This is a genomic window from Geomicrobium sp. JCM 19055 (assembly GCF_000698185.1).
In the GTDB taxonomy this organism is placed as follows: domain Bacteria; phylum Bacillota; class Bacilli; order Bacillales; family Marinococcaceae; genus Geomicrobium_A; species Geomicrobium_A sediminis.
The window spans coordinates 164093-179776 of sequence record NZ_BAXL01000001.1; the positions used below are offsets into that span (position 1 = coordinate 164093).

Consider the following 15684-nt stretch of genomic DNA (forward strand, 5'->3'; position numbering starts at 1 on the left):
TACGTTCAAATTGTGTAAGCAATAAGGTTGAAATGTAAGAAAACAATGACATTATGAAACAATGTCCAAAGACGTTCAAAAATGTACGCATTCGCTAGACGGTCGCGGATATCGTTGATATGATGTACACAAGTTAGCCGAAAGACAAATAGCTAACACAAAATCATGAACTCTTAAAGGGGACATTAACTATGAATAAGAAATTACTATATGGTGCACTTTCTTCAATCTTCGCAGTAGGTATGCTAGCTGCTTGTGGCGACGCTGAAGAGCCAGCTGAAGACGGCGTAGACGTAGACGACACTGAAGAAGAAGTAGATACTGACGCTGACGCGGACGTAGATGGCGACGATGAGCTTGAAATCGATGAGCTGCTGACGACGAAGAAGCAGATCTTGACGCTGACGAAGAAGAAGAAGTAGACGCTGATGCAGACGAAGACGCTGAATTAGACGTTGAAGACGAAGACGAAGACACTGAAGAGTAATTCGTAATCGATAACTAAGCTGTTTCTTGGATCACTTGATCCTTGAAGCAGCTTTTTTTATGTTTATATAAAAAAAGCTGCTGTTGATATACATCGAACTATATTAATGAAGAAATCGGTTAAATGGGAGGAAAAAAACCTAATCAAACGGTGAATCCAATCGGATTTTTCTAGGTCTAAGGAAAACAGTGCCTAAGCATAAAGTTGTGAAATTAGTCGCTGTTAGGAATACACTGCCAACTATAAGAGTAGATGGAGACAGTAAATTTGAAAAATATCCCAAGCTTATTTTTTTGTCGTTATATGTCGAATGACCTGTGTGTGATCGTGTGCTTTTTGGATACAGGAAAGACCTATGGGGTAGAACCGTTGGTTGATCAAGTGTTTTCTCTTGTTGTTAAGTGTTTAGTCACGATTTCTAAAATGGAGACCCGCAAGAATCAGACAGTATTGACCGTGTGATTTGTCTCATGAAATAGGTCATGCCCTCTGTATAGAATGAAAGTACTAGGTGTTTGCAGGGGGAGCTTATAGTCATGAGTAAAATAGCAGTGGTTACAGCAGTTTCAGCAGGGGCGTTATTCGTTTCACCAAGTGCAATCGATGCAGCAGAACTCATGCGTTACGGGCAACAATCAGACGATGTAAAAGAACTTCAAATCGTATTAAAAGAACAAGGTTATTTCAACGACCATAGAGCCACTGGGTATTTCGGTCAGCTTACGTTGGCTGCCGTTCGGTCGTTTCAAGCCGATCACCAGTTAACCGTCGATGGAATCGTAGGTCCGAAGACATTGGCCAAACTCCACGGTGACTCTCAGAACGAAGAGCCGTCGTTTCCGAATCTCAATCAACCGATGGAACTATTGCAAAACGGTAGCTCAGGGGAAAAGGTGATTGCGCTTCAAGTCAATTAAAGCAACTCGGTTACTTTAATTCAAGAATCGATGGATTTTTTGGCAGAATCACACGTGATGCAGTCGTTCGTTTTCAACGGAGCCACGGATTGTCAGCGGATGGCATCGTTGGACCGAAGACGAAACAACAAATTGCCATTGCGATTGGAACTGAGGCAGTTCCAGAAGAAGTCGCACCACCGTATGAACCTGAAGAGACATTAACTGAGAAGAACCTTTCATATGGTCATACAGGGGACCGTGTGATTGAATTACAACAACTGTTAAAAGATCACGGGTATTATCATGGTGCAATGACAGGCGTGTTCGGGCAAGCGACAGAGCGTGCGGTACGTGCATTGCAATCAGAGAATGGCTCACCGTCGACGGAATTGCCGGACCGGATACGATGAACTGGCTACATGGGAACAACGAGACGGCAAATCCAGATTCGGACTTTTCGTACGGCATGGGGGACAAAGGTCCAGTCGTTCAGAACATCCAACTGTATTTGCGAGACTTAGGGTATTTAGAAGACAATGCAACCGGTGAGTTTGATGAAGCCACACGAGACGCACTGCAAGCCTTTCAGCGTGCGAACAACGTTGAGGCAACCGGTGTGGCAAATCAAGCAACGATTGATCGCTTGGAAGACGTGCACGTATTGCCGGGTGATGTTGAAGAGCCTACACCAGAACAGCCAGATGTCGAGGAACGACAAGAGCTGATTTACTTGGCCTCCACACTTGTTGGCACACCGTTCGTCTTTGGTGGAGCGACTCCGGATGGGTTTGATGCGAGCGGGTTCATCTATTACGTGTACAGCCAGAAGGGTCATTCAATTCCAAGAACGATCCGTGACCAATATGAAGCGAGTCGATCTGTAGAACGACCGAACGTTGGTGACCTCGTTTTCTTTGATACATCAGGGGGACCAACCTATGTTGGGATGTACGTTGGGAATCAAACGTTCGTGCACGCTAGTCAATCTCAAGGGGTAACCGTATCAAGCTTAGAGCAAGGCTATTGGAATGAGCGTTTTATTGAAGCGCGTACGATGATTGCCAAGTAACGATGTAAGCTTCTTTGTTCCGTAAAGGAATGGAGAAGTTTTTTTGTTTTCTTCAATGGAGATATTCTGTGTAGCAATAGATGAAGTTGGGGATTTGTGGCATAATAGTTTCACAGAAAGGTGCGAATGGAATGACTTGGGATCTCTTGAATATTATCGGTACGCTCGCCTTTGCATTAAGTGGAGTGGTCGTTGCTATGGAAGAACGATATGACTTAATGGGCGTTTACATACTCGGATTTGTGACGGCATTTGGTGGAGGTGCGATTCGGAACTTATTAATCGGTGTTCCAGTTACCGCACTTTGGGGTCAAGGGCCGTTATTTATGATTGCATTCGTTGCAATTACGATTCTTTTTGTATTCCCGAAGTTCTTAGACCGGCGCGGCTCGATGTGGGGCGTGTTTTTTGATGCGATCGGACTTGCAGCTTTTGCTACACAAGGTGCAATCTTTGCAGCGGATATGGGTCTACCTGTGAGCGCAGCAATTGCGGCAGCGGCACTAACTGGAACCGGTGGAGGCATGGTTCGTGACTTACTTGCAGGACGTCGTCCCCTCTTCTTACAAAAAGAAATTTACATCGCTTGGACATTACTTGCAGGAATTCCAATCGGATTAGGTTTCATTACTCATCCAATCGGGTATGGAGTAATCGTTGTGAGTATTGTTGTGTTGCGGATGTTATCGGTCTATTACCAATGGCGCTTGCCGTCTAGACACCTAAGTAATGCTTAATGCTTAGGTGTCAATATGGACATATAGACTATTTTTATGAAATGGAGGGAATTAAATAGTAATATTGAGTAATAAGTAGTAAAATACTTGTACTATGAGTAGTTCTAACAATTAAATAATATTCGACAAGATTCGACGTCGAAGAGGAGGACTGTGATGACGATCAGTACCGTGAAGAAGTTTGCGCTTACTTCGGTAACTGTCACAGGAGCAGCGCTTACGGTTCCAATGATCGCTGATGCGGCGCTTGAGAACCAGGTGTTACGCTACGGGCAACAATCAGAAGACGTTCGCCACTTACAGACATTGTTAAAGGAAAAAGGATACTTTACATATCAAACCGCAACAGGGTACTACGGAGACGTCACCGTTCGAGCTGTTAGGCAGTTCCAAGGTGATCATTCTCTAAGTGTGGATGGCATAGCCGGACCACAGACGATCGGTGCCCTCTTAAAGGATCGACCGAGTGAACAAGTTAGAAGCAGTCAGAGCACATCGGGCGGTTCTTCTGGTACACTCATTCGCACAGGAATGAAAGGGGAAAGCGTCTCGAATTTGCAACGTCAGCTTAGAGATCTAGGGTTCTTTAACTCAACGGTTGATGGCCATTTCGGTCGTGTCACACAAGCGGCTGTTCAAGACTTCCAACGATCACATGGTCTTGGGTCGATGGCATTGTTGGTCCACAGACACAGAGGCAATTACAAGTCGTTCAAGGCTCAGAAAGTGTTCTCGGCTCAGGGGGAGGCAATTCTTCTTCAGGGGATTCAGGAAGCTCTGCACCGTCATCAACCGGCTTAATTAGTCCTGGTGATCGTGGCAACCAAGTATCAATCTTGCAACAACAATTAAAGGACTTAGGCTATTATAGCCATGCTGTCACGGGCGTGTTTGGACCGGTTACAGAACGAGCAGTCCGAGACTTTCAACGAACGAACCAAATCGGAGCGGATGGCTTAGTTGGCCCGCAAACGCATCGAACACTCGCGAGCAGTCCGAAACGTGCGGGTGACAGCGTGACTACGACACCGTCGGCACCATCAGGTGGGAATGGGATCGTTCGCCAAGGGATGCAAGGTCAGCAAGTAACGAACTTACAGCAATTGCTTCGTGATAAGGGCTATATGAACATTGCACCAACAGGGGTGTTCGGGGATCTTACATATCAAGCAGTACGTAAGTTTCAACAAGATCATAGCTTAGCCGTAGACGGTATTGCAGGACCGGCAACATTCGGCGCATTACAAGGAAACACATCAGCTCCGAGTAAGCCATCAACACCGCCTTCATCAGGAGGAGGAAGTGGCGGGAACTTTGTGACGAACGTTGTAAACAGCGCATCGAACCACCTCGGCGTACCGTACGTTTGGGGAGGCACGTCTCCTTCAGGTTTCGATTGCTCTGGATTCATTCAGTATGTATTTAAAGAAAACGGTGTGAACACACCACGTACCGTTGCTAACATGTATTCGAGTGGTACGAATGTGAGTTCACCGAGTGTAGGGGACATCGTCTTTTTCGATACGACAGGGGGACCATCGCACGCAGGGATTTACATAGGTAACAATAAGTTCGTGCACGCAGGCTCTTCAACTGGCGTAACAGTCGCAGATTTGAATAACAGTTATTGGAACCCTCGCTATTTAGGAGCGAAGCGTCTTCATTAAGATTAACGTAGCCCTGTTCGTCGAACAGGGCTTTTCTTTATGGATTTGACGTTTAGTCACTCGTTTGGACGGGAAAAAAAGAAGGTCGAGAACTCGTACAGAAAGGTGTGTTTATGTGTTTGATTTTGATTTCCAAGCGATTATGAGCGCTGCAATTCCAGTGCTAATTGAAGTTGTACTCATTATCGTCGGGTATTTGATCGTTCGTGCAGTCGGGGCGTCTGTGATTACACGGATTTTTAAGACGGTATCAGAGAAGCGTAACATTCATCCAGGACGAATTAAGACGCTAAAGAACTTGGTTCATAGCATTTTTACGTACGTATTATTATTTGTATTCGTGCTCGTCTTCTTAGGTGCCTTTGGCGTTGAGATTATGCCAATCTTAGCTGGTGCCGGTGTTGTCGGACTAGCTGTTGCGTTCGGTGCACAAGGACTTGTGAGCGATATTGTGACGGGTTTCTTCTTATTAATAGAGAAACAAATTGATGCAGAAGATTATGTAACGGTAGCAGGGCTAGACGGGATTGTGGAAGAAGTTGGTCTTCGTACGACGCGAATTCGCGGCTTTGACGGTACCCTTCATTTCATTCCGAACCGTGACATTACGAGTGTAAGTAATCACTCAAGAGGAAATATGGAAGCATTTATTGACATCGGAATCTCTTTCAACGAAAATATCAATGAAGCCATTACAGTGCTTCAAAAAGCAACGAAAGAGTTGTATGAACAAGACGAGAATATCGTCGAAGAACCTTATGTTCTTGGGGTGTCTAGCTTCGATGAATACGACATGAAAATTCGCATCCTAACGTACACAACGAACATGAATCAGTGGGCTGTTGAACGTAAGCTTCGCCAAGTGTGTAAAGAAGCGCTAGAAGAAGCGGACATTCAAATTCCAGTGCCAAAGCAAGTGTACGTGGAAGAGAAACAATCGTAGTAACGCGTTGACTCACCAGGAAACAAATTGAGGGAAAAGGGGAGCAGGGTTCTGGTGGATGCACTGCAGATGTTAAGGAATTTTCTCATTGCGTTTTTAGTCCTCATGACCATCATTGTCATACCATTAAGTATTTTGGCAGTGGTGAACCCAGACGAACACGGCGTACCTGTCGGCACGATGATTAGCATCTCCATCGGCGCGGTCGTGTTTGTGATTAACAACCATCTTATTCGCAAGTTCGAACGACGAATTCAGAGCCGAATGAGAGAAAGTGAATCACATGGATAAAGCTACCGAGTTGAACTCGGTAGCTTTTTTTGAGTGTATGCAATTATAATGATTGCACTGCCCGTAGAATTGCACGTGCGCTTTGATCTCGCATGAGTCGGTCTGTTGCAAGCTTCGATCATATTCATTCGTCATAAAGCCAAATTCAATAAGAGCTGCAGGCATCGCGGTTTTCCTTAGGACAACGTAATTGCTCGGCAACACACCGCGATCACGCATGTCGATCTCGCGAACAGCTTCTGATTGCAAAGCATGAGCGAGCGTCTGACCAGCTGCGCTACCAGGAGCATAGTAAGTTTCGATGCCATTTGCGTCTAAATCAAAGGAAGCATTTGCGTGGATGCTAATAAAGATATCCGCGCTTGTCCCATTTGCATACTCCGCACGTTCGTCTAAAGCGATAAATGAATCATTTGAACGGGTCAGGCTAACGTTGTACCCGGCGTCCGCTAGGTACGCTGCTGCACGATTGGCGATGTCTAATGTAATTTCTTTTTCATAGAAATTGTGTACGACCGCCCCGGGGTCTTGTCCACCGTGACCAGCATCAAGGACAATTCGTTGGATTGAACCGAGCGGTGCACCGTTTATTGGCTGGATCTCTGCTTCATCATGGACAACAGTGTCCTGTGCATCTGATTCCTCAGCTGCATCAACACCAGTTTCTGTAATGTAGTCGAGGCTTACGTAACCCGTGCGACCATGATACGTAATTTGTCCCCAACCATTTCCTACATCTAAGTATTCAATCGACTGTCGATCGACTAACGAACCGACAACCGGTGACTCAGTGTTTGCACTATCACGCACGAGCAATGAGCCGTTCGTATCGACATAGCCTGTTTGATAGGCATGTACAGAGACGGGGAAGAATAGAAATAACAGGAATAATGGTACGAATGATAACAACAATGATTTCTTCGACATGTACGAACCCCTCTCAAAATAAATCTATGAAAATGGAATAATCTAAGCGTAAGAGAATTGCAATGGAGAAGCAAGGGAAATTCCTCGCCACTTTTCGCTGAGAAAAGAACGATTTTCATACAAATTTGGAAAGGTTTGTTGAAGAAAGCAGAGGAAAAACATTTTCTCAAAAAAAATTAAAGAAAAAGGTTTAGAAACCGTTCAAAACGTGAATACAATAACTAACCCCATACCCCCTTAGTATAATAGATGATCGTTCGCAACCCCCTGAGCGAATGATCCCCGTCGAAACATAGATGACTACACCGATGTAGCGTCGCCGTTTCCTCGGCTACATATGAAGAAACCCGCCTCACGCAAATGCGGAGGCGGGTTTTAATTTAAGATTAGTTATTGATTTCCATTGCACGATCTAAGAATACGGCAAAGTGTGCACGGTTTGTTTCGCGCTCTGGCTGGTAATTTCCATCGTTACCTGTTGAGATGCCAGTGCCTGCGAAGGCCATAATTTGATTAAAGTATTCATGTGATTCATCGATATCGTCAAAGGCGGATCCGCCTTGCATCCCATCTAATTCAAAAGCATCAAAGAAAACAGCAGCAATTTCACCACGAGTAATCGCTTGGCTCGGCTTGAATTCATTGTTATCAACAATGGAATCGAAGAATCCAGCAGCTTCAACAGCGGCAACCGCTTCTGCTTGATGGTGGTTCGAACCAACGTCATCGTAACCTGGATTTCCGCTCGTATCTAAGTCAAACGAACGGGCAACAAGTGCAGCCGCTTGGCCACGATTGATGTGTCGTGTCGGTTTGTACGTGCCGTCTGGATAGCCGTTAATAATGTCAGCTTGTCCAAGGTTGCGAATCTCTTCAAATGCGAAGTGGCTTTCGCGAACGTCATGGTAATAGCCTGGGTCAAGTGATGGAGGTGATGTCTCAGAAGCAACCTCTTCTTGCTCTGTGATCACACGCTGTGCACCAACGTAACGGCTACCCCAGTAGTGAGGATCGTTAATACTTACAATTGATATACCTCTTGAAGATGCGGAGTGAATCATGTCCCCGCCACCGATGTACAATCCAGAGTGCGAAACGCCACGACCGGATGTATTAAAGAATACGAGATCCCCTGGCTGTAAATTACTCTTCGATACGCTATCGCCAGCACTTGCTTGTGCTGCAGCGGTTCTCGGTAAGCTTTGGTCAATCGCTCTGTCAAAGATATAAACGAGATAACCTGAACAATCAAACCCGCTCGGGCTCGTACCTCCGTAACGGTATGGTGTGCCTAAATGCTTCTTACCCTCTTCAATTACTTGGTCGGCTGCGCTCTGTGCGTCTGCTGTTTCGAAGTCTGCAGAAAACACCGACAGTGCAAGAACTGCACTTGCCGCAGTCATTAGAAACTTACGCAATGGAATTCCCCTTCCCCTGTAGCTCCCCTGCTACGAGTCATAATTTAGTCGAGTGTTGTAAAAACGTGTATGTTGTAGTTCTAATAGAGTTCGTCAATCGTTGGATATGTACAATACTTTTCAACAATTCATAGTCTATCATAGGCATTTAGATGTGTGCCTTTACAGTTGTGTAACAAGTTGGAGACACAATGAAACATTTTCTAGTAAAAAGACGTCAAATAAAACAGCATCCGTATGCACAAATTGTGAACCGAAGTCACAAAAGACCGACCGTTGTCGATTTTCCATGAAAGGAGACGCGCTACAATCATTCATGAATAAGATCACGAGAATGTAACAGAACTGTAACAAGCCTATACAAAGAATCCACCATCCGCTAAAATAAGACCGTACTAGTTAATCTTCAATAAAGGAGTTCCTATGAAAAAACGAACGATTGCACTCGGAACAATGCTCATGATGGTCGTTGTGTCTGGATGTACAACAACAGAAAACCCAGAAGATATTTTCAATCGTTCAAAGACGGTTCTCGATGAATCGACGGAGAACGTTCACTTTAAACAATGGCAGAATTTAAATATTAATGGAGAAAGCATGAACGCGAATACACGAGGGGCGCTTCACTTACAACCACTCGAGGCTTATCTCATTAGTACATTGGATCTTGTCGACTTTAATGAACCGTTAGAGTTAGAATTCAGATCGATGGTGATGAAGCATACGTAGAAGAGGAAGACGGCACACGCCAATTTGCTAATGACATTCAAAGCAGTTTTATCGATATGGTCAACCCAATTGATGAAATGAATCGCTATGAACCGTTCCAAGAGTCGATGTTAATGAAAGAGATTGAAGATTTCTATGAAGTGTCCTTTCGGACAGACCAAGAACAACATATTCCATTGGTCCTTGATAAGATGGAGCAATGGGGAATGATTGAAGAAGAGATCAATGAAGATCTTTCAGATGTCGTTGAAATTGAACGTATTGACATGGTCGCGTTTATTGATAAAGAAACGTACGAATTGCATCAGTTTGACACTCGTTATCGTTTCACAGTGGAATTGCAAGGCGATTTACAACAGATCGATGACCAACAAAGCATCGTCTTTGAACATTGGAATGAAGTAGGGGAAGATCTTGAATCATTCGTTCATGAGATCATTGCTGAAGAACAACAAGAAAATGAAGAAGATGAAGACGAAGAGTCCATTCAGGACTAAAGAAACCCGTTACCTTCCTATATATAAGGTAACGGGTTTCTTATGACTTCTGTACCACCTATGATTTAACAGACTATTGCTATTATAATTACTATAAATGATCATATTTAACTATGATAAACTATCTAATTCTAAAGAGTTGTCAAAAAAAACAGAGACTAAATAACTGAAAAAGGTCACTTTATCTAAGAAAAAAACGAAAAGAACTAGCAATATTTGCCTTAATCCTGTAAAATTGAGGTAACTTGTCGAAATATCAAAAAGTTCGGGACTCCTGAAAAACTTCTTCAAAAAAAATTAAGCAAAAATAACCAGTTTTTGTTTGACATGCTGAAAAAGTACTCTATATAATGAGTGATGGTAGTCTTGCAATCTAGGAAATATTGAAAATCGGCAAGACAAAAGAATTAGGTGAGAATAAGATCGTGTAACAGAGATCATGTCATCGCTGTAACATTATTGTAATTCTCATAGATTTCCGAATGTTTTTGTTTATAAAGTCCAAAGCTGTATCATTTATCAGATCCTTCCAGCAGCTTTGTACTATACAAAAGGAGGAGTAATAAGAATGGCTTACCAACCAAAGTCTTATCGCAAGTTTATTGCAGGCACTATGACTGCAGCAATGGCAGCATCTGCTTTTGCAGTAACAACACCTCAACAGGTGGCTGACGCACAAGAACAACGATTCTCTGATGTCCCTTCACACAACTTCTTCTACGAATATGTTCAAAGAGGTTATGAGCGTGAACTAATCCAAGGTTACCCAGATGGTACATATCGTCCTTCGCGCGACGTGAACCGTGGACAAATCGCAACAATGATCACTCGTGCATTGAAGTTGGAGGTTCCTGAACCAACAGAGACGCCTTTCTTAGACCTACAACCTGGTGAACTCTATGCAGATGTAGCTACTGCAGTGAGTAATGCAGGAATCATACTGGTCGTCATAACGGAACAGTCTTTGATGGTTACACTTCACTTACTCGTGAAGAGATGGCTTCAGTACTCGTTCGCGCATTTGACCTAGAGACAATTCCAGGTAAGAGCACGAACATCACAGATTACAATGAAGCGTTCCCTGTTCATGCAGAGAACATCGAAATCCTAGCTCAACACGGTATTACTGATGTAAGTGATGGACTTTTCCGTCCTAAAGAAGAAGTAAATCGTGGTCAAATTGCAGCATTCCTTGACCGTGCTCTTGACGTTAGAAACTCACTTGATGCAGGTCTAGTAGAAGCAACTGCAATCAACAACACTACAGTAGACGTAACATTCGATTCTGAGCAAACAGCAGCAGACGCTGAACAATTCGAGATCCCAGGTCTTGAAGTTCTTGATGCAAACGTTGTTGCAGGTCCAGAAGGCGAGAACAACGTAGTACGTCTAGTAACTTCAGCTCAAACTGAAGATGAAGAATACCGTATCCACTACAATGGTGACCGTACTTCAGTTACATTCACAGGCGCAGCTGCAGACGCAACATCTCCAGTTGAAGTAATTCTGTAGAAGCACTTACAACTGAAGGCGTAGCTGTAGAATTCGACGCACCAGGCGAAGAGCTTGTCGATGCAACTGTAGTTGTAACATCTCCAAATGGAACAACTCACGAAGTAGTAGCTCAAGACATCGATGCTGATCAAACTGAAGCGACTTTCGAATTCGCTACTGTACTTCCATACGTACACGCTGGTACTTGGACAGTTAACGGTGTTGACTATGTAGTAGATTTCAACATCTCAGGTGTTGAGCCACTAGATCGTGGAAATGAAACAGTTGAAATTCAATTCAACGCTCAAGTTGAAGAACTATCAGTTAGTGACATTGTTGTTCGCAAAGCAAGCACAAACCAACGTCACGGTATTGCAAGTGTTGTTCTTGGTAGCGATGGAAGAACTGCACAAGTTACTTTCCTTCCTTCTTCTGACGAGAATCAAGGTGCTTACCTAGATCCTCTTACAGAATATGAAGTTCAATTAACGATTCCAGGATTTGCTCCAGCAACTTATAACTTTGAATTGCCAGCTTACTTGGAAAACGCTCGTATTACTGACTACAGCTCTAGTAACGGTACAGTAACAATTACAAACAGTGTTGTTCAATCTAATTCTTTCAATGTTCCTGAAGGTGCTGATTTCGAAGCCTTACTAGGTACTAGTGGTACATTTGTTATAAACAGTAACAATGATATCGTGGACAGCTTCACTGCTAATGAACAAGTAGTATTTGGTGCTGTAACTGATGTTAAATTTGATGGTAGTACTCCAGTGGAAATTGAATTAAATGGTGAGTGGTATGACCTGAATAACAACTATGTACCACGCTTCAACGGTGACACTGGTGAATCACTAGTTCAAGGTGATCGTACTGTTGCTGAAGAAAGAACAGCTGATTATGCTAAATTTGTGGTTAACAGCGCTGGAGAAGTTGTATTCTATGACGCATACGACTGGGATGATTCAATTCTTGTAGAAAGCGTAGAAGATGGAATTGTTTACGGCTATGGACAAGAAGAAGATGCTTCAGATTATACAATTGTACAAGATGGACAGACAATTTCTGTAGATGATCTAAATAGAGGCGACATTCTTTACTATAATGTCGATGCTGAATACGCTGAAGTTTATAACAACTTAGTATCAGGTGAAGTTGAAAGTGTGTTTGAGGAAAGTGTTGTCGTAGATGGCGTAGAGTATGAGTACAATGGTGCTCGCTACCTAGCAGCAGATGGCACAATCCAAAATCTAGATGCAACTCTACTCGAAGAATTCATCGATACTGATGAGCCAATCACACTTTATCTTAACCGTGAAGGACATATCAGTTATGTAATTGCAGACTTTGAAGGTATTTCTGTTACTGGTAATGGTGTATTCTTAAATTCAGAAATTAACGCATTTGCTCAAGGGACTCGTGCACTTTAGAATTGGAATTTACTAACCTTCAAGGTAACACTTCAATCGAGAGCTTAAGTGTAGAATCGTTAACACATATTAATGACTTTGTAGTTGGTCAACGTGTTTCCAGTGAAGACTCTAGAGTAGTTGATGGCTTCGTATTTAATAACGTAGGCGCTGATGGCGATGGTGCTATTACAGTAGAGTTCAGAGACGATAGTAACGGCAACCCAGTTCCAGCAGTTAATGCTTTTGGTCTTAATGAAGATGGAGAAGCTGTTACAATTAAAGAAGTACTTGATCAATACGATATTACAGAATTAAATGTTGACTCTGATGGCGATATTGTAGGGTTTGACACATTGGATCATACAACGCTTACAGGTGACAATGTTGAAGTAGGAAGTAATTATGTTCAAGGTCAAAGAACTTATAGCAATACACCTGTATATCTCTACAATGCAAATAATGATAAAGTAGAGGGTATCTACACATGGGGTGAGATTGAAGACTTTGATGAAATTTCTGCAGGAGCAACGATTTACCATAGCCAACAACAAGAAGGTGTTGCTGATTATATTGTTGTTGAAAGAAACCAAACTAATATTACTGCTGAAGAAGAAGGAACCTTCGCAGTTGTAGATCGTGTCTGGTTAAATGCAGCTGGAACTGAAGTACGACAAATTCGTGTACTAGAAAATGGTTCTCTTGAAACTTATCGTGTACGTTCAGGTGCAATTACTGAAGATAATGTGACTCGTATTTCTACGGAGATTGATAAAGGTACAATTGTTAATCTCGCAATTGACAATAACGGAGTAGTTATTGGAGAATTTGGATTTGGCGATGTTGATCAAGCTGTTGTAAGTGGCACTGTAACAGACGCTACAAATAACAACCGTACGTTTAATATCACTGGAGACCTTAGAGACTTCCAATTAGAAGGTAACGGTTATGTTATCGATGCACGTGATGAAGATAATAGCCCTTCAGTAGTCAACTTCAGCACACTTGTGAATGAGCTTGAAAATGACTTAGTAGTGGATGTTCTATTAGGTAATGAAGAAGCTCGCTTTGCAGATATCGTAGTTATCAGAGACTCTGCTGATGTTGAAGATGATGATGACGAAGAAGTCCATTCGATAACTTCTCAGACGCTCGTGCAGCACTAGCAGTGGCATTTGAAGATCGTGACAGAAGTAATTTCTCTGAAGCGCTCAGAGCTATTGCAGGTTTCGCAGAAGTTGAATATATTTCTGAAAATCAAGAAGCGTATTTTGAAGAGTACGAAGATCGTGTATTAGATATCTCAGAGGCTGATGTTCCGCGTACTCTAGAAGAATTTGCGGCATTCATTACATCAGTAAATGATGCTGAAGATACTACACCGCCAGAAGATAATCGCACAATTAACCTCGCAGCTTCTGAAGGTGCAGATGATTTAGATGTAGATCTTAGTGCTCTATTTGCAGAATTTGATTCAGTAGAAGCAACAGATGTAACTATTGAAGTTGAATACGACGGCGATAGTGTAGAGTATTTTACTGAGGATGCTGAAGATAGAGGCTTTGATGATACAACAAATCAATTCTCTACAACATTAACACTCGATAATGTTGCTGCGGAATTTGCTTCAGGAGATACTGAAGAGTTTACATTTGTTGTTGGTCTTGATGGAGTAGAAAGTAATTCAGCTTCATTTTCAATAACTATACCTGTTGGTGAATAATCGAAACGTTCTCTGCTAAGCTCTGAAACTAGAGTAAACCAGAGAGAAAGCCCCGCCTCTCGAGAGGCGGGGCTTTCTAACTGTTATGCGGAAGTTGATTGGTAAAACTGACGGCATGCCTGAACGCCAAAAGCCACATACATCCAATGTCTTGTTTGCACCAGATTCGAACTGGTGGAAGTAAAGAACAGTAATAAAACCGCTCTTTGATTATTAACTGTTTTGAAATAGGAAGTTAGGTTCTTGGAGGATTTTATGATATTTTATCATTTATTGGGAACATTATAATAACTTTTTTTGGATATGTAACTATATAAAGAGATTGCGTGTAATTTATTTAAATACTAGCTACCTTATAGGTCAAATGAATAAAAAAAGACTAGAGTATAGTATCCACTCTAGTTAATGGGTTTTATTGAAGCAATTGAAGCACTGATTGTGGTTGTTGGTTTGCTTGTGCAAGCATGGACTGAGACGCTTGAGAAAGAATGTTGTTCTTTGTGAACTCCATCATTTCACGAGCCATGTCTACGTCACGGATACGTGATTCCGCAGCTTGTAAGTTTTCAGAAGCATTGTCTAGGTTAGAGATTGTGTGCTCTAGACGGTTTTGAACTGCACCAAGCTCTGACCTTTGAGTCGAGACATTATTAATAGCTGTATTAATTGTGGTTATTGCTGCATCAAACTGTGTCTGAGTAAGTGACTCATCAGCCTCTAAATCATTAAGGTTTGTAATTAAGTCTTCTAGACCAATCCCATTTGCTGTCATGTCTCCGATAGTTACTTCTATTGATTGTCCAGCATTAGCACCTATATGAAACTCTCCATTGAATACTTCGGTACCATCTGCTCCACCAAGTAACTTCTGATTATTGAACTTCGTAGTTTCTGCAATACGATCAATTTCATCAATTAAAGCATTAAGTTGTTCTTGAATTGCCTCACGATCAATATCCTCATTTGTATCATTAGCACCTTGAACTGCAAGTTCACGCATTCTCTGCAAAATGCTATGCGTCTCATCCAACACACCCTCAGCCGTTTGGATCAAGAAATACCATCTTGTGCGTTACGGCTTGCTTGGTCAAGACCGTTGATTTGAGCTCTCATTTTCTCAGAGATTGAAAGACCAGCTGCGTCGTCTCCGGCGCGGTTGATGCGAGGACCTGAAGATAGTTTCTCCATTGAGTTTTGCATACTTCCTTGGTTCACACCCATTTGGCGGTGTGCGTTCATTGCTGACAAGTTGTTGTTGATAATCATTTTAACCATTCTTAGTTTTAGCCCGTAGTCCTCACTCCATGCTCCCTCATAATTCCCCCCTATTAATACTCAAAAAGAGCGTATTAAAGTTTAATATTCTAAATAATAGATTGGAAATGTTTGTA

Annotated in this window: 19 protein-coding genes and 1 pseudogene; 17 read left to right on the plus strand and 3 right to left on the minus strand. The window is 42.5% G+C overall.

Annotation, left to right across the window (positions count from 1 at the left end; translation table 11 throughout):
- The first annotated feature begins 191 nt into the window (after positions 1–191).
- The 9 genes from JCM19055_RS26885 (at position 192) to JCM19055_RS00920 (ending at position 6093) form a co-directional block, all read left to right on the plus strand.
- Positions 192–422 (plus strand): hypothetical protein, encoded by a 231-nt coding sequence (locus JCM19055_RS26885; protein ID WP_042358142.1) that lies wholly within the window; start codon positions 192–194, stop codon positions 420–422.
- 601 nt (positions 423–1023) lie between these two features.
- Positions 1024–1404, plus strand: coding sequence for a peptidoglycan-binding protein (locus JCM19055_RS00885; RefSeq protein WP_052365740.1), 381 nt, complete (start codon positions 1024–1026; stop codon positions 1402–1404).
- A gap of 89 nt (positions 1405–1493) precedes the next feature.
- Entirely contained in the window at positions 1494–1796 is a 303-nt protein-coding gene (locus JCM19055_RS00890) for a peptidoglycan-binding protein (protein ID WP_042358143.1), read from the plus strand.
- On the plus strand, positions 1793–2455 hold the full coding sequence (locus JCM19055_RS00895; protein WP_052365741.1) for an NlpC/P60 family protein: 663 nt from the start codon (positions 1793–1795) through the stop codon (positions 2453–2455). Before JCM19055_RS00890 ends, JCM19055_RS00895 begins: the two co-directional genes overlap by 4 nt.
- Positions 2456–2586: 131 nt before the next feature.
- Positions 2587–3192 (plus strand): trimeric intracellular cation channel family protein, encoded by a 606-nt coding sequence (locus tag JCM19055_RS00900; RefSeq protein WP_042358144.1) that lies wholly within the window; start codon positions 2587–2589, stop codon positions 3190–3192.
- Between the two features lie 156 nt (positions 3193–3348).
- Positions 3349–3993 carry a peptidoglycan-binding protein gene (locus JCM19055_RS00905; protein WP_042358145.1) on the plus strand — a complete coding sequence of 215 codons (645 nt, stop codon included), beginning with the start codon at positions 3349–3351 and terminating at the stop codon, positions 3991–3993.
- Positions 3993–4859 (plus strand): peptidoglycan-binding protein, encoded by an 867-nt coding sequence (locus tag JCM19055_RS00910; protein ID WP_265181667.1) that lies wholly within the window; start codon positions 3993–3995, stop codon positions 4857–4859. Before JCM19055_RS00905 ends, JCM19055_RS00910 begins: the two co-directional genes overlap by 1 nt.
- A gap of 115 nt (positions 4860–4974) precedes the next feature.
- Positions 4975–5802, plus strand: a complete 828-nt coding sequence (locus tag JCM19055_RS00915; protein WP_265181614.1) for a mechanosensitive ion channel family protein — start codon at positions 4975–4977, stop codon at positions 5800–5802.
- Between the two features lie 105 nt (positions 5803–5907).
- On the plus strand, positions 5908–6093 hold the full coding sequence (locus JCM19055_RS00920) for a hypothetical protein (RefSeq protein WP_265181615.1): 186 nt from the start codon (positions 5908–5910) through the stop codon (positions 6091–6093).
- Here the strand turns inward: JCM19055_RS00920 and JCM19055_RS22230 are convergent.
- Together JCM19055_RS22230 and JCM19055_RS00930 are read right to left on the minus strand one after the other, a co-directional pair.
- The gene (locus JCM19055_RS22230) at positions 6082–7020 is read right to left on the minus strand and encodes an N-acetylmuramoyl-L-alanine amidase (RefSeq protein WP_052365743.1); all 939 of its coding nucleotides are present in this window, start codon (positions 7018–7020) and stop codon (positions 6082–6084) included. The two genes, JCM19055_RS00920 and JCM19055_RS22230, sit on opposite strands and share 12 nt — an antisense overlap.
- 386 nt (positions 7021–7406) lie before the next feature.
- A complete protein-coding gene (locus tag JCM19055_RS00930) occupies positions 7407–8438 on the minus strand; it encodes a C40 family peptidase (RefSeq protein ID WP_052365744.1) in 1032 nt (343 codons plus the stop codon).
- Between the two features lie 423 nt (positions 8439–8861).
- Between JCM19055_RS00930 and JCM19055_RS00935 the strand changes: the two genes are divergently transcribed.
- The 8 genes from JCM19055_RS00935 (at position 8862) to JCM19055_RS00970 (ending at position 14293) form a co-directional block, all read left to right on the plus strand.
- Positions 8862–9167, plus strand: coding sequence for a hypothetical protein (locus JCM19055_RS00935; protein ID WP_042358147.1), 306 nt, complete (start codon positions 8862–8864; stop codon positions 9165–9167).
- A 50-nt stretch (positions 9168–9217) separates the two neighbouring features.
- Positions 9218–9664, plus strand: coding sequence for a DUF6612 family protein (locus tag JCM19055_RS00940; protein ID WP_370542950.1), 447 nt, complete (start codon positions 9218–9220; stop codon positions 9662–9664).
- 568 nt (positions 9665–10232) lie between these two features.
- Positions 10233–10694, plus strand: coding sequence for an S-layer homology domain-containing protein (locus JCM19055_RS00945; protein ID WP_042358149.1), 462 nt, complete (start codon positions 10233–10235; stop codon positions 10692–10694).
- Positions 10661–11176, plus strand: coding sequence for an S-layer homology domain-containing protein (locus tag JCM19055_RS00950; protein WP_042358150.1), 516 nt, complete (start codon positions 10661–10663; stop codon positions 11174–11176). Before JCM19055_RS00945 ends, JCM19055_RS00950 begins: the two co-directional genes overlap by 34 nt.
- Before the next feature lie 291 nt (positions 11177–11467).
- Positions 11468–11617 carry a hypothetical protein gene (locus JCM19055_RS27885; RefSeq protein WP_265181616.1) on the plus strand — a complete coding sequence of 50 codons (150 nt, stop codon included), beginning with the start codon at positions 11468–11470 and terminating at the stop codon, positions 11615–11617.
- Positions 11618–11697: 80 nt separating this feature from the next.
- Positions 11698–12591 (plus strand): hypothetical protein, encoded by an 894-nt coding sequence (locus JCM19055_RS00960; protein WP_152549673.1) that lies wholly within the window; start codon positions 11698–11700, stop codon positions 12589–12591.
- A gap of 2 nt (positions 12592–12593) precedes the next feature.
- Positions 12594–13736, plus strand: coding sequence for a hypothetical protein (locus JCM19055_RS00965; RefSeq protein WP_042358153.1), 1143 nt, complete (start codon positions 12594–12596; stop codon positions 13734–13736).
- A 2-nt stretch (positions 13737–13738) separates the two neighbouring features.
- Positions 13739–14293: a hypothetical protein gene (locus JCM19055_RS00970; protein ID WP_042358154.1), complete on the plus strand. Its 555-nt coding sequence runs from the start codon at positions 13739–13741 to the stop codon at positions 14291–14293.
- 412 nt (positions 14294–14705) lie between these two features.
- Here JCM19055_RS00970 and JCM19055_RS00975 read toward each other — a convergent pair.
- Positions 14706–15559, minus strand: a pseudogene (locus JCM19055_RS00975) (flagellin).
- Positions 15560–15684 lie beyond the last annotated feature (125 nt).